Origin of the sequence: Streptococcus infantis (assembly GCF_047463655.1) — a bacterium.
Classification (GTDB): Bacteria; Bacillota; Bacilli; order Lactobacillales; family Streptococcaceae; genus Streptococcus; species Streptococcus infantis_Z.
This window is the reverse complement of the sequence record NZ_JASHDM010000001.1, coordinates 348441-362755: the sequence shown is the minus strand read 5'-3', so window position 1 is coordinate 362755 and position 14315 is coordinate 348441. Positions and strand designations below refer to the sequence as shown.

The following is a 14315-nucleotide window of genomic DNA, read 5'->3' as shown; positions in this document are numbered from 1 at the left end:
CACTCAAATATAAATCATGGTCTAAACCTCTAATTTCAAGGAATTGCCTTCCAAATAGACAGCTTTTGACTCAGTGATTTTGATTTTTTGATCTTCTGAAAAGCCAATGGTTTCACCGTCCTTTAAGGTGACATCACTGCCTAAAACATACTGAAGAATAGACAAGAGGAAATAATATAAGTCATCGCTATCCATGACAGAATCAATGATTTCGATCTCAGTTTTTCCAAACTCTTTCAAACCATAAGTGTAAATACTAGTTTTATCTCCCTGGTTGATAATTCCCATATAAATCCAGAGTTGAAGAGGAAGCAGTTCTTCTTTCAAAAGATCAGCTAAGTCCAGATAAAGATCTTTGGGCAAGAGCAAGGTGGTAGAACCCTGATAAATACCAATAGCTGATTGACTAGTTTTTAGGATAGAGGCATTGACTTTAGTTAATAAGGAATAAGTTTCTACTGGCGAAAGATTGTCAGACAAAATAGAAACAATGGCGTGTTGTGTGTGCTCCTGTGTTTCCTTCTCAACATCCTGCCAGAGGTAAGAATAGGCATACAATTCTTCAAATTCTTGACTTGGGATAGGAAGATCCATCAATGCCAAAGCAACGAGAGCACCATCAATCACAAAGGTTGCACTAGAATCATCCCCAGAAACTTCAGAAATTTCAAGCCCCCAATGAGATTTCAATTCCTGAACAACTTGGTCTAAAGAATAGGCTTGATTGCCTTTGAAGAGGGGCATGGACAAGATCAGTTGTTTTTTCTTCTCTGATTTTTCTTTCTTACTAGTAAATAGATTTTTAAAAAAATTCATAAAACTCCTCCTTTTTCTCATACCAGTTGGGAAGCAAAGCTATCTTGCTCAAAGTGAGTCGAGATACCAAGTTTCCTCGTCCTCAAAACCGTAAAATTTCTCATCAAGTAGCCAATTTCCATCCACCAATCTAAGAATAAACTGATGCTTCATTTCTAATGCTTCTTGAAAATGGGTGATAATTCTTGCTTCTTCAGCTTTTGTCATGATAAAATCTACAGAAAAATCATTCCTTTTAACATAGTTATACTCACTTGGGGAGCCATAAGTATTTCGAACTCCTCCTTCCAAGCATTTTTGAGTCACTCGTCCAGTTAGAAGTTGCATTTGCCTCTGAAAATAGTCATCCATAAGTTCATTCCACTTGGGATGAACTTGATTGGCTGGGATGCCAAGGGCTTCTTTTTCCTTATCCAGTGCTCTGTTACGCTCAAAAATTTCCTCTTCTAACAAGGTTAAACTTTTGAGTAAATCAAGCAATGGTGTGATAATTATTTCTGCTACAGTTTGATATTTTTCAGGGGTATTTTTATAGTTCACTCTCATGATTACTCTCTTAACTCTCCTGGATTAATTGCTTTAATTCTAAGTCTGAAAGTTGTCCTTCCATGTAGAGTTTCCTAAGTAAATCTTTATCAACTGTAATTTCATAATAGTCTGTCACAAACTCATGAAATCTCTCAAAGCTATCAAAGAGGTAAGAAAGCAACCATTCTCCACCATCCTGATCTTGGTAAGTCTGTTGATGCGCGTGACCATCATACCAGATAAAGAAGGTTGTTTCATCTTTTTGGTCTTCTGAATAAAGTGAGACATACTTTTCATCCAGTCCTTTATAAAAACTATCGATGATATCTTGATTCCACTCGTCAGCAGCAAACTGGCTTAAACTACTTTCATGATCAAAGCCTTTTATAAGAATCATTTTATCAGTCAAAATCACATCTAAAGAATCACCAGATCCATTATCAATAAGGTAGCGGAGTCCATAGACTTCCTCAGTCTTAATCACGAGTCTGAGCCAATCCTCACTCGGATCTGTCAAATATTCGTCAATGACTAGCAAGGCATCTAAGCGAGTCTTTATCTTGTCCCAATCAATCTTTCTCATCTCTAAAAACCTTCCATCTTATTCTTGCAATTTATCAAGATCACAAGCCCTATAACGAGCTGTTAGATAGCCTGAAAAGCTAATCTGAGGGATATTCCACTCATTAGGCAAATAAATCGAACAATCTACCTGATCACCTAGAGGGGAACTTGCTGAGAAGACATATCTTCCCAAATCCTCATTATTAGGATTTCTTTCAACTTGACCCAATCTGCTAGTATTGAACCAGTCTTTAAACAGTAACCAGATTTGCTCGGCATCTTCGTTTAATAGGGAGACTTTCAAGTTGTAGCTGATTCCGACCCTACATCTTTTTTTGAATCCTGACTCATCAGCCTTACAAACTTTTATCGATCCCTTATCATACTGCCAGTTATCACTATCTAATAGGGGAAATTGAACAGATAGATTGTCTTTAAATCCCTGCATAGTATCTAATAAATCTTTGGAGGCGGCTTCGAATAATTCTAGTTCCTCCATAGTCTTCTCTTTAATTTTCATAGCTAATCACATTTCGATTTAATCTGCATCAACCCAGATCTGGTATTTTTGACAATGTAGGCATCTAAACAAATAACCACAGATAGGCCCGTCTTTGACCAAGTAGTCTTCTACCTCTTGATATTCTTCACGCGCTTCATAGTCTGCCAAGACTTGCTCAGCGATTCCCATATCATTCAATTCTCGAGTTCCAACTGTACCCAAGTAAGCACAATAATCTTGGCAACAAGAAAGCCAATATTCTCCCTGCCAACTAGAGTAGCCTGGGGTCTGACAAAAAAGCAGCTGATTCTTTTCTGGATCCAATTCACCCTGCCACTCGGCATCTTGGATAAATTCCGCATCGAATTTCTGAGCTGCCATCCCATTTGCAATGCAAGTTGGGCAGAGATGTTCTATCTCTTCAATACTATAGGGCCTAAGAGCATAATAAACATTGCTTTCTTTCCCACAAGATGGACAAAGCTTGGCTTCTCCTTCAACAAATGAACCTGTAGCCAACGGATCTGGATGATAGATAAAATGTGGCAAAGACTGTAATAGCTTCTGTCTTTGCTTCTTCTCTTCTTTTCTTAGAGGACGAGGAAGGGCAAAACGATCGCCATGACTCTGACTCATTTCTTGTAAATGGCTCAGTTTCTTTATCTGTTTTCGATCAGGTTTGTCTAAGATTTCGGTAAATAAGCTATAGGCACTAGTGTAGAGACCCAATTGTTCATAGAGGTCAACTAAGACTTTTTTAGCTTCTAAATCCTCAGACTTAGCTAATTCATCAGCCAAATCATAGAGTGCCGCAACACTGGAAGAATTTCCATCTTGTTCCAGGTATTGCTTTTTTAATGTAATGTATTTTTCTAGAAATGGATTCATGGGACTACCTTCCTAATGGATGACATAAAATCTTAACAAATAGTAACTAAGACATTTCCATTGAGCTCTAAAATTTGCTTGTAAAACTTTTTCATGTTTACAAAGCTGATTCGGATGTCATCCTTGATTTCTTCCTCTTCCTCAAGATAATCCCAAATATCAGGATACAAGTCGGCTTTCTTACAAGCTTCCATACTAAAGTCAGTCATAGCCCTGTCCATGTCAAAACTTTCTAAAGCTTCTACAATCTCGGCTATCTTTGTTTTTTCAGTATAAGCTATGTACTCAGACACTTCTTCTAAAGGAGTCACTCCTAAGACCGCTTCTCTCAAGGGATTGTCGTCCAAAAATTCTGAACTACTAAATCCTGTCATGACAAAGACCAAGGCATCCCACATTTTGTCAATATCTATTAAGATATCATGACTATCAGCGGAATCTTCAGCAAAATCTAACAAGTCATCTTCTTGATTGGAAAGACCTTTTATTTGTTCTAATTCATCGTCTGGTAAATATTGATAATTGGCAATCATTCCCATGATTTTACTCCTTTGAATCAGTTAGTATCATACGGATGTTTTTAGCTCTTCTTCTATAGAAAATGCTATAATGGAGCTAACAAAATTGTTCTCTTGCAATTGAAAACGGGGGAAGTAGTCATGTTCACTAGTATTGTTTTGGGGTTTTATGCTCTTTTCTTTCTATCCTTATCCTTTACCATCTATCTCTATATCAGACTCGTAGTTGCGGTTAAAAAGGGCAAAGACATTCCCAAATGGATTTATAAACTTGGCCATGCTGTTCAAGGAAGAATTCACGTTGACTATGAAGAAATCACTGATGCTAATGCCCTTAAAGAGATTCATTGGTTCTTGCTGATCTATTTAATCGTAAATCTACTCGTATTGGCTGGCTTCTACTATCATGATAATAGCTTCCCGCAAGCAGTTTATGAATGTTTGAAAAAACAATTTTTCATCGTACTTGTTAGTATGATTTTAAAAAGTCTTGGAAAATTTGTTGTACTAGCTATAAGAAAAAACTTTCATAACAGTCATGCCTATGCATCAACAAACGCTGTTATTGGGACAGCTTTTTTAACGAGTTATGTTTTTATGTTTTGCATGATGATGAGTGGCCTTCCAGCTCAACCTGTTCCAGTAAGCATTCAAGATACCACTGTCATTATCGGAGAAACCAAGGCTTCCGAGCTTTTAGACCAAGGCTTTAGCTTCGGAGATAAAGGCGCAGAGAGCTCCATCACCAATCCCAAAAACGACCACTTCTACTACGGTCAGCTTCTCGAAGTCAAGCGGGATAATCAGTCCTATGGCTTTATGAGCCTTACTCCTACGGGAAGAGATACTGATCAGCTCAAAAACTGCGTCATTACCTACTACAGAACACCTAAGGATAAGAATCAACTAGAAGAAATTTCCATCAATCATATCAAGCTAGCAAATCTCAAGCTCCAAGACTTTCAAACACGAAAATTAATCGATATCTTTGAAGTCAATCCTGCTGATTATAATGTCTCTGATAAGGATACCAACTTTATCCTAACCATCCAAACAGCAGATTACGACCTCTGGAAAAGGTATCGGATTGAATCCAAGTTCAATTCAGATGGTTCCCTAGATAGCTATGGTGTTAGAGCCCAACACAGCATGTGGGAATAATTGACCATTTCCCCTTTATCACATAAGCATTAAACAGGAAAAATATCATCGACAAGTTTATTGGTTTCGATGAATCGAAGGCCAGAAGAGCCTTTATCTCTAGTGATTTCTTCATAAATATCTTCTAAATTTTGGGCAGGTGCCAGCATCCAAAGACTAAAAGGTCTAAGTTTCACCTGTCCAATTTTTTCAATATTTTCTAATAATTGCCCTAAATCTTTGTGGTTGAACCAGCAATCTGTAACGAGAGCAAACTTCGTATTGTCCATCTTACAGGAGATATGACTGGTCAAAAAATCATCGATGGTGGGCTTTTTTTCTGTAAGAGGCGCGTGCAAGCCAGATGGTACTCAAGCTTTCTAGGACTCTGATCAACCATCGATACAAAGACAAGACCATACTCATCTTGGAACTTAACAGCAAGGAGATCCCCTTCTTCAAAATAGGATTTGCGTTTAGTTTTGGCTTTAGGGATATTTAGAGGCCTAGGATTTTCAGTTTGCAACTGGATAGCAAGTTTTTCCAAGACTTTTTGCCTTTGCTTCAAAGCCTTTGGATCTATTTCCAACCAAAATGGATCAGCACCTTTTTTGAGAAGCTCCAAGGTTTTATCTCTGATATCGTCTGTCAGGTGACCAATCTTCCACAGTGAATAGGCAAGAGCAGTCCAATAAATTTCTGTAAAAAAGTCTGTTTGGCAGTAATCTTTCTCTGCATCGAGGATATCCTTGATAATATTGGACACATGATCACCGTCTCTATAGCGACCAACTACCTCATTGTAAATGTCATACCCTTGATCACTGTCAATGATTTTAACGCCATCAATAGCCATTCTCAACTCCTAATGCTCAATCGACATCTTATTTCTAAATCTCAACGCTTATTTAATCTTATGCTTGTTCATTTTCTCTTGGAAAATATCTGTAAGAATTTGGCGCAATTCTTGAGCTTCCTTTTCTGGAAGTTGGCCTTCTTGTTCAGCAACGGCATACAACTCTGGATACTCGAGCGAGATTCTCTTAACAGTACGTGTAATGGCATGTTTTCTAACAAAAAATGGAATTCGTTTAATTATATCTTGAGGAATTAAAGCGATAATCTTATCGGCAGTTTCCTTATCGTTAAGCTTAGAGAAAGTTAGTCCCTTTTTAATCATTTCTTGTTCTTTTTCTGTAAAATCTTTAATATCCATTGTGTCTCCTTATGACTATTTTATATACTACTATTATACTATTTTTTTAATTGGTCGAATGAAAAATCTCTATAAATCACTTCTTGGCCAAGAACGGAATCTGTTGTAACAGGTAGTTTTTGCAGCAAATCTTGGATATCAATATCGTTGGGAAGAGGATTCAATTCTCCCAGACTATTTTCCTGAAGATGTGCTGTAAAGATAAACTCTCCCTTTTCCCAATCCATAGCACAATCATTGATAACATCTACTGGTGACAGGTCCAGCAGTTCTTGCTCTTGCGCTATAAAAGTTTCGTAGATCAATTCAAAAATAGCTTCCTTATCAATTTTTACAACTCTTAATGTATGTTCATCCATGCTTGCTGTCCTCTAATCATATTTATTTATCATCTTCTGACACTTGCCAAACTTCTGATTTGTAGAGATTTTCCTTTAAACCACACTTCAACTAATCAAAACCAGTTAATAGACTATTTCCTACTATTCCTAATGTTACAATAATAATGCCCAAAAGACCTAGAAGATTTGGAAAGCTATCACCTAGGAAAAAGCAACCACCCAAAAGAGTAAAAAGTACTTCCCCTGCCTGAGTTGCTTCTATGACTGCCAGTTGCTTATGATTGTGCTTGACTAAGTTTGTCGCTTCAAAAAAAAGTAAAGTTGCAACAACACCTGAAAATATTGCAACAATGAGAGATTGCAACATTTGGGAACTGGATGGCAATCCTGTATCAATCCCAGCATATAGGGAGACGCATAGCCAAAAAGGAGTACTCATCAGGGTCATACCAAAAACACGCTGACTAGTAGTTAAACTATCTTGCTGACAATGTTCCAACATTTTTCTATTCCCCAAAGGATAAGAAAAAGCTGCTAGTAAAATCAATAGACTAGCAATAAGAACTCCATTTCCCATACCACTATGAAAATAAGGAATCTGAATGAGAATAATCCCCAACAATATAAAAAATGTCATACCTAACTGCTTTCCTGGAATTTTTTACCAAAAAGAGGAGTCAAGAGTAAGCCTGCTAAAATAGTGATCTGCCATGTAGCCGCAACAAACCATGATTCACCATAAACAGAAGCCATAGAAAGTGGACCATAAAAAAGCCCAAAACCAACTGTACTCCAGAGAAACCAAGTCCATGGTGACTGACGAATATCTGCTAATACCGTAGATAATTCTTTCTTACGCCAAACAAAAAAAGTAAGTATTGGCAAAGTAAATAAATAACGGAGGCTTGCGCTCCACAACCAAGACCCACCTTCTAGGTTCATACTACGGTTAAAAATAAAAGTAAAAGCAAAAAAGAGAGCACCCAAAATACCATACCAGAGTGCTCTATAAAATTGTGATTGTTTCATAAATATATCTCCTCATATAAAACTATCATATCTAATTGACTTGAAGATGTCGATAAAGTCTATAACTTTTATTTTTCCCATATAAACGTCTATCAATTACACTACTTTAAGTATATAATTTTTTAAAATTGAACCCACTTATCATTATCCATAATAAAGGGTTTCGCTAGACCTTCACCTGTATAGTTTTCGTATTTTGTATCTAAATATTTGTAACAATCTTCCTTGGTCGCAAATTTAATGGCTTGATAAGGTTCCTCAAAGGTTAACTTTTCGACAAAGAAATAGCCATCCTCACTTGGTACAAGAATTCCAACATGACCGATAAAGAGGGATTGCCCATCCAAGTCATCATGGACGACTACAGACAACATTCTTGCATTTTCATTAAACTTGAATTGAGAAAGGAACTGTTCCATCTTTGCAGCATGAACCTTGACATCAGTTGTTGCTTCGGTCTTGACTCTTGAGAATAGAATATCAAAGGCATCCTTGTCTTCTGCACCAAAGATTTTTCCCTTATCAATAGCATCATTATCGACAAACAAAAGGGAATCATCCTTCTCTAACTTAGGAATTTCGATGGAATTTTTCAATAAACAATAACTGTTAATCCGACAGTTGGTACCTACAAAATCACCTTTTTTCGGAGTCCAAAGATTGGTAATTTTTTCAACGTCATAGTTTGTTTTGGTAAATGTAGAAAAATCTCCAGTTAAGCCTACTGAACCGACAGTCGCGTTATAATCATTTACAAGGTTGAAAAATGCATCCACACTTTCTTTATCCAAATGTTCAGCCAAAGCTTTTCGAACTTCGTCTGCACTTGGTTGACTGTTCATATTGGTATAGCTAGCCTTCCAAGAAACCTGATTCGACTGTGTTTGAGTCACTGAAGTTTCAGCAGTTCCATCAGCTGTCTTTTGAGTTTGACTACAAGCGACTAAGGTCAAAAGAAGTGTTGAGCAAAGACCAATAGTCGCTAATCTTTTAAATTTCATAGGCTTTCCTTTGTTTAAAAAAATTGTTGTTAAAGGTAAATTAGATTATTCTTTCGGTTGAGAATAGACTTGAATATGCTGACCTAGCACCTTAATTTCTACTGGTAGGTCATCAGATTTGTCGCCGTCAACATCCGTTTCTAACTCAGTGTCTGAAGAGATTTTGATGTGACGAGCTTTAATGTACTCGATGTGATCATTTTCTACGACGTCCCCTTTTAATAAGTCAGGAATAACTGACAATTTAGTAAGAATTGATGCATCCTTAAGAATCAGAACGTTTGCATATCCATCCTTATCTTCATCAAAAATCTTCTTATCAGCAAAATAATTGGTTAGGAGAACTAAAACGTGACTTGCTTCTCCAATATAGTTTCCATTTTCAGTCTCAACTGTGATGTTAAACGCTTGATCTGTAACCACAGATTTCATGGTATTAATCGCATAGGCGAGCATGCCAAATTTTGTTTTATCCTCTATCCCAACATTATGGATGGCTTCTGGTAGTGAACCAATACTAAAGATATAACCAAAATAATTTCCATTGGATTTTCCGATATCAATCTTATTTGTAGAATTGAAATCAAGCTCATCAATAGCCCCGTCAATATCTTGATTGATTTCTAATAACTTTGTAATAAGATTTCCAGTTCCTCCTGGAATAATCGCTAGTTTAGGAATATACTCTCTTTCAGCAATACCTGAGATTACTTCATTGACTGTCCCATCTCCACCAAAAACAAGAACAGCATCATAGTGCTCCCGAGAAGCTTCTGTTGCGAAGTTGGTTGCGTCTTGCGCTTTTTGTGTAATTCTGGTATCGACTTGCTCGAAGTATTTTTTAGCCTTATTTTCTAACTTTTCCTTATAATCTATAGCCTTTTCTCCACCAGAGGTTGGATTGATAATCAACATTATTTTTTGCATTCATTTTCTCCTCAATATCTATTTGCATCTTTAGGCTATCAATATATCTTTTTTTGATACACTTTATTATATAATGAAATTTCTAAAAATAAAAATTGAAAGTAGTAAACTAAAATAGATACAATCCTGAACTGTCTAAGAATTTTTCTTTCAAAATTGGAAAAATAGATTTGTGGAAAAAATTTTATCAAGTTACAAACTGAAGAAATCATCTCATTCACTCTTTCTTCATATACGACAGTTTTTATTTTACTTTAAAACAAAACCTATGCTTCTATTATTTTTTTAGCCACAAATGTTGTAAAAAACTAATATCTTTATAGGGTTTTAAATCACATACTGCAAGTTCAATCTTTGTCATTTCTTCTAACCAGTTTTCTTTGCTCTTAAATTCATTTGGTTGTAGACTGTAAAATGTTCGAATCCCCAAATAATTTTCTAATTTAAGACCAGACAAAGCTAATATTTCCTCAATCGTATAAGTAGAACCACTTGCAAAAGATAGGCTCTCAAAATTTTCACCATTGAGTAAGCTAAACGCTTGATTGATATCATTAGCAAAAACAACACTTTGTAGAACTTTTCCAACTTGATTATGCTTGATAATTGAAATCAACCCATCATCTTTTAAAATTCTTTTGAACTCCAGAAGATAGTCTTTTCGTTCATTAGGATCTATATATTCTAAAACATTATGGCAAAGGACAAGATCAAAGGATTTATCCGTAAAACGAGCGAGTTGGTCAATACTTCCCCACAATTTTTCATAGGATGCGGAAGAGTTGGCATAGAGCATTTCCTCATTAGGTTCAACAGAAATAACTTGATTCTTGCGAGAAAGAAATTCACTGACCAAGCCAAATCCAGATCCAAAATCAAGAATTTTCTTACCTTCCAGATGAGCAAGTTGGGCAAAGGTTATTTCATATTGAATCTTTCCCCAAGGTTGTTTTAACATATTTCTATAATGTTCAAGATCAGATTTTTTGCTTGTCATGTGTTACCTCATTAAAACTGGTATTTTTCTTTACAATCATTTCTTCTAATAATTTACAGTAAACTGCCGAATTTTCAGTGATCTTGCGACAGTGGTCATATCCTTGCCAAATGTGAAATGTGGCATGAGGATACTTTTTTGGAAGAACTTTTTTAGCAGCTATCAAGTCGAATTCTCTTGAACCATAAAAGAAAACACAGTTTTTTTGTTCCTCTGGCGTAAGGTTAGGCAAGGCCACAAATGCACAATCATGAGAAATATGTCTGATACTTTCTTCATCCATAGCAATGAAAGAATCCGCCATCATCTCTCCTTTTTCTCCATAAAGTGAAACCATCTTATGAACAGCTATATTTCTATTTCGCAAGGCTTTTCTATGCTTTATTAACAATAAATACCTAGTAAAGACATCAAGCAAGGGCGCATTTGTCCATAAACTAACTCCTTCAAAAACAAGTTTCCCAAACCTGATGTCCTTGTGATTCAACAATTGCAGTAATACAACTCCACCCAAGGATGCGCCAAAGGCTAAACACAAGTCTTTTATATGATGAGCCTTTAGATAATCATAAATCATCTGGCTTTCCTTGAGAGCCGATTCGTAGAGGGCTAGAGATGATTGCCCATGCGCCGACAAATCCGGAATGATATATCTAAACTCTTGCCCCATCTGGTCTGCAATCAGGGACTTCATCCCTTGAGCCGATGATAACATCGGGTGGATTAACAATATCGTATCTTTCTGATTAGAATTAAGATCAAGAATGTTCATTATCTATCACCAGATTTCTTTCCATTTTAGCCCTTATCCTTAAAGAACTTATACCATCCATTTATGATTTATTCAGATAAATGCAACAATTATAATACCTTCACTTGAACCCCTTGCTTGTCGAACGTTTCTTTGACATGTTCAAAATTACTGCTTATGATAGTCGCTTGCTTCAGATTTGGAAACTGTTGCAGTTCTTTAAGACTAACTTCATTTAGATCGAAACCATCATCTTCACCGTCCCACTGAGGAATCAAATTCAGATAAATTTCATTTCCGCCATCCATGTAGATTTCTTGGACTTGTTCGGCATATTTCTTAGGTATAGGAAGATTCATCATATATTCAAGGGCCAGCTGAATAATCTCCATACTTTCTGTGTCGATATCCTCTTCACTAAATTCATCCGCAAAATCATAGATGTCAAAGTAGGGTTTCAGTACTCGTAAATCGTACATCAAAACTTGGATAATAGTTAGTTTAAAATTTATATTGTCAAAGTGTAGCAGTTCTTCGTCAGTTTCTTTTAACTTGTAGCTTTCCCGTTCATGTTTGACCTCTGGAAAGTAGGAAATTGAAAGTGTGTTCTTGATCGTCTCTGCATATCCATGAAAATCACTTCCATAAGGAGTCCATAAAATCAAGTTAAAATCCCCTACTCTCTGTCTATCAGAAATAAAATAAGGGCTTTTTCCATTACAAGTTATCAGGGTATTGCAAGGATTGAGAGGTAGTTCTCCCTCGTCCCACATGGGTTTGACATTCTCTCCAAAATATAAATATAGCGAAGTAATTAAATGCTCCTCATCAATATAGATCTCACAACTCTTTAAGTGTTGTTTAGCCTCAAAGGAATGCACAAATACGAAACCAAGTTCATCATAAATATATTTGATAAACTGCCCTTCTTTTTTGAAAAATCGGTCAGGTTTTCCAAAAACAGCTTCTATATCCTTTAATGATAAAGGAAAATGCAAGCTTGTTTCTAGAACATCGACAGAATTCCCGTGGAAATTCATAGAAAGGACCTTAGCTTTTTTCTTTCTAAAAAAATGAAACATTTAACTCCCCTTCTTAAGTTTCTTCAAGATACATTTTGACTGCTAGGTATTCCTGCTCTTTAGCATAGGCAAATACTTCTGAATTTCTAATGTAGTCAAAAATATTTTCCTCTAAATCTTCATCCCAGGTCGATTCACTAAAGATTTGATTGTCTTGACTTGCTTCATAGAAAATATCAAGGTGAACTTGATAAAACTCTTCATCTTCATCTTCATTTGGGGCTTGCCTTACTAATGATAGTTGAAACAAGGGCTTATCAGATATACTTGTAAATGTCCCTGTTTCAAACAAAATCATCTCATCATCAATAGGCTCACGACACAAGTCTTCAAATATTGCTACCATATCCTCTAAGGGCATCTTATCGGTGATTCTTTCTCTTAAAAATTCAAGTGATTGCTTCATGCTTCTCCTCTTTCTAATTGGAGCTTCGTTCTTAGAATAATCCTATTAAAAAACTGAATCCCTACACCTTTTATTATACTACATAAACAGAAAAAAAGACTGAAGCAGATGGCATTCACGGATCTATACTATTGTAATCGGTCAATTCTCTAAAATGATTACCTAGTCCATTTTATTGTATACAGATGAGGTGTTATTTGAGCGTGTCCTTTTATAACTCAATTAGTATTAAAAATAAGATAGAAACTTCAGGATGTCTACTGTCTTGTAGCATTTTTTTAACCTTGATAAGTTTAACAAATCGTATAAAATAGTTAAAAAGTCTTTAAAATTAAAAAAATGTATAATATCAAGACTTCAATGAACTGATACGATACATTTTATAATGAAAAGATTTACTCAATTTTATCTTCAATTTTGGTTTTTCTCACTCGAATCCTTCTTCTGTCTTTGAATATAGACTATCGATACCAACGAAAGAAAAATAACTCCAAGACCGATAATTAAAAAGGAAGCTAAATGAACGCTCGGTAGAAAGGTCATTAACCCTTTCGCAATCGGCATAAAGAGAATTGCCAGTGTAAAAATGGTGCTCAATACCCTCCCCAGATATTCTCCGTCAACCTTGGTCTGTACCTGTGTAAAGAAGTGAATATTAAAAATTGTCATAAATAATTCACAAACTAGGTTTCCTGAAAAAGTGAGATAATTAGGCAGTGGTAAGCCCATCATGAAAACTCCTACTCCTGTGAGGATCAATAAGAACAAAAGTGTATTCATAGTTGATTTAAATTTATTTGCAATCAATGCTCCGATGATTGAGCCAATTGCACCCATGGTTAAGATAGTTGCATAGGCTCCGTCTACACCATAGAGTTTATTTGAGAAAGGGAGCAAAAACTCAAAAGCTGCAAAAAAGAAATTCACACTGGAAGCCACTAACAAGAGAAAGAAAATTTCTTTTTGATGCCAGATATAGTGCAAGCCATCTTTGATATCTGCAAAAATATCTTTCCCTGTAAAACTCTCCTGCTCTTGAACCTTTGGTTCTTCTTTGGGAAGTAAAGCCACTAGGGCAAAAGAGATGAAAAAGGTCAAAGCATCTAATAAGAGCGTCAGATGGAGACTAGCAAATTGTAAAACAAGGAAAGAAAGCACCGGAGAACTGACTCCTACAACCTGTAAAACTAACTCCAAGCGAGAGTTATAGGTCACTATCTCGTCCTTTGCTACGACTTCCGTTATAATAGCTTTATTGGCAGGCCGAGAAAAAGCAAAGGCAATGGCCTGGACAATATTAGCAAAGATCAAAGCTCCAATCATCCAGTTATCATTTCTGATAAAAGAAATGGCCAGACAGAGAATCCCACAAACCAAGTCTGTTGTCATCAAAATCTTGCGACGCGAAAAACGGTCTGAAATCACACCTCCAAAGGGATTAACTAGTATGGATGTAACGAGTTCAGAGATCTGATAAATCCCTAAAACGGTTTGCCCAATCGTTCCCATCGATGCCAACCAAACACTATTTCCATAATCATAGAGCATATTTCCTATCTTGTTTATAGCTCCACGACTAATTAACTGTACTGCGTATCGATTCATAAAA

General features: G+C 36.1%; 16 protein-coding genes and 2 pseudogenes. 1 reads left to right on the top strand and 17 read right to left on the bottom strand.

The window, feature by feature from the left end; genetic code table 11:
- Positions 1-21: 21 nt before the first annotated feature.
- From QM877_RS01780 to QM877_RS01755, 6 genes are read right to left on the bottom strand one after another with little or no spacing between them, the layout of a single operon-like run.
- Positions 22-816 (bottom strand): DUF4261 domain-containing protein, encoded by a 795-nt coding sequence (locus tag QM877_RS01780; protein ID WP_153225577.1) that lies wholly within the window; start codon positions 814-816, stop codon positions 22-24.
- 48 nt (positions 817-864) lie between these two features.
- Positions 865-1362 (bottom strand): hypothetical protein, encoded by a 498-nt coding sequence (locus QM877_RS01775; protein WP_153225578.1) that lies wholly within the window; start codon positions 1360-1362, stop codon positions 865-867.
- 10 nt (positions 1363-1372) lie between these two features.
- Positions 1373-1927, bottom strand: a complete 555-nt coding sequence (locus tag QM877_RS01770) for a hypothetical protein (RefSeq protein WP_414310876.1) — start codon at positions 1925-1927, stop codon at positions 1373-1375.
- An 18-nt stretch (positions 1928-1945) separates the two neighbouring features.
- Positions 1946-2428 carry a hypothetical protein gene (locus QM877_RS01765; protein ID WP_194251846.1) on the bottom strand — a complete coding sequence of 161 codons (483 nt, stop codon included), beginning with the start codon at positions 2426-2428 and terminating at the stop codon, positions 1946-1948.
- An 18-nt stretch (positions 2429-2446) separates the two neighbouring features.
- Positions 2447-3298 carry a CbrC family protein gene (locus QM877_RS01760; protein ID WP_414310875.1) on the bottom strand — a complete coding sequence of 284 codons (852 nt, stop codon included), beginning with the start codon at positions 3296-3298 and terminating at the stop codon, positions 2447-2449.
- A 32-nt stretch (positions 3299-3330) separates the two neighbouring features.
- Positions 3331-3837 carry a YfbM family protein gene (locus QM877_RS01755; protein WP_414317379.1) on the bottom strand — a complete coding sequence of 169 codons (507 nt, stop codon included), beginning with the start codon at positions 3835-3837 and terminating at the stop codon, positions 3331-3333.
- Between the two features lie 120 nt (positions 3838-3957).
- Here QM877_RS01755 and QM877_RS01750 point away from each other — a divergent pair, with 120 nt between their 5' ends.
- Positions 3958-4977, top strand: a complete 1020-nt coding sequence (locus tag QM877_RS01750) for a hypothetical protein (protein ID WP_414317378.1) — start codon at positions 3958-3960, stop codon at positions 4975-4977.
- A 29-nt stretch (positions 4978-5006) separates the two neighbouring features.
- Here the strand turns inward: QM877_RS01750 and QM877_RS01745 are convergent.
- The 11 genes and pseudogenes from QM877_RS01745 to QM877_RS01695 form a co-directional block, all read right to left on the bottom strand.
- Positions 5007-5812: pseudogene (locus QM877_RS01745) on the bottom strand (hypothetical protein).
- Between the two features lie 48 nt (positions 5813-5860).
- Positions 5861-6172, bottom strand: a complete 312-nt coding sequence (locus QM877_RS01740; RefSeq protein WP_414317377.1) for a hypothetical protein — start codon at positions 6170-6172, stop codon at positions 5861-5863.
- Positions 6173-6210: 38 nt separating this feature from the next.
- A complete protein-coding gene (locus QM877_RS01735) occupies positions 6211-6531 on the bottom strand; it encodes a hypothetical protein (protein ID WP_414317376.1) in 321 nt (106 codons plus the stop codon).
- 91 nt (positions 6532-6622) lie between these two features.
- Positions 6623-7455: pseudogene (locus QM877_RS01730) on the bottom strand (multidrug resistance efflux transporter family protein).
- Between the two features lie 209 nt (positions 7456-7664).
- Positions 7665-8543: a DUF4300 family protein gene (locus QM877_RS01725; protein ID WP_414317375.1), complete on the bottom strand. Its 879-nt coding sequence runs from the start codon at positions 8541-8543 to the stop codon at positions 7665-7667.
- A 45-nt stretch (positions 8544-8588) separates the two neighbouring features.
- Entirely contained in the window at positions 8589-9470 is an 882-nt protein-coding gene (locus tag QM877_RS01720; RefSeq protein WP_414317374.1) for a diacylglycerol/lipid kinase family protein, read from the bottom strand.
- Between the two features lie 277 nt (positions 9471-9747).
- A complete protein-coding gene (locus QM877_RS01715; RefSeq protein ID WP_414317373.1) occupies positions 9748-10467 on the bottom strand; it encodes a class I SAM-dependent methyltransferase in 720 nt (239 codons plus the stop codon).
- Positions 10448-11239 carry an alpha/beta hydrolase gene (locus QM877_RS01710; protein WP_414317372.1) on the bottom strand — a complete coding sequence of 264 codons (792 nt, stop codon included), beginning with the start codon at positions 11237-11239 and terminating at the stop codon, positions 10448-10450. The genes QM877_RS01715 and QM877_RS01710 overlap by 20 nt, the downstream gene beginning before the upstream one ends.
- 89 nt (positions 11240-11328) lie before the next feature.
- Positions 11329-12300: a DUF6892 domain-containing protein gene (locus QM877_RS01705; protein ID WP_414317371.1), complete on the bottom strand. Its 972-nt coding sequence runs from the start codon at positions 12298-12300 to the stop codon at positions 11329-11331.
- Positions 12301-12313: 13 nt separating this feature from the next.
- Entirely contained in the window at positions 12314-12706 is a 393-nt protein-coding gene (locus QM877_RS01700) for a hypothetical protein (protein ID WP_153225584.1), read from the bottom strand.
- 411 nt (positions 12707-13117) lie between these two features.
- Positions 13118-14311, bottom strand: a complete 1194-nt coding sequence (locus tag QM877_RS01695) for an MFS transporter (protein ID WP_414310866.1) — start codon at positions 14309-14311, stop codon at positions 13118-13120.
- Between the last annotated feature and the right edge of the window lie 4 nt (positions 14312-14315).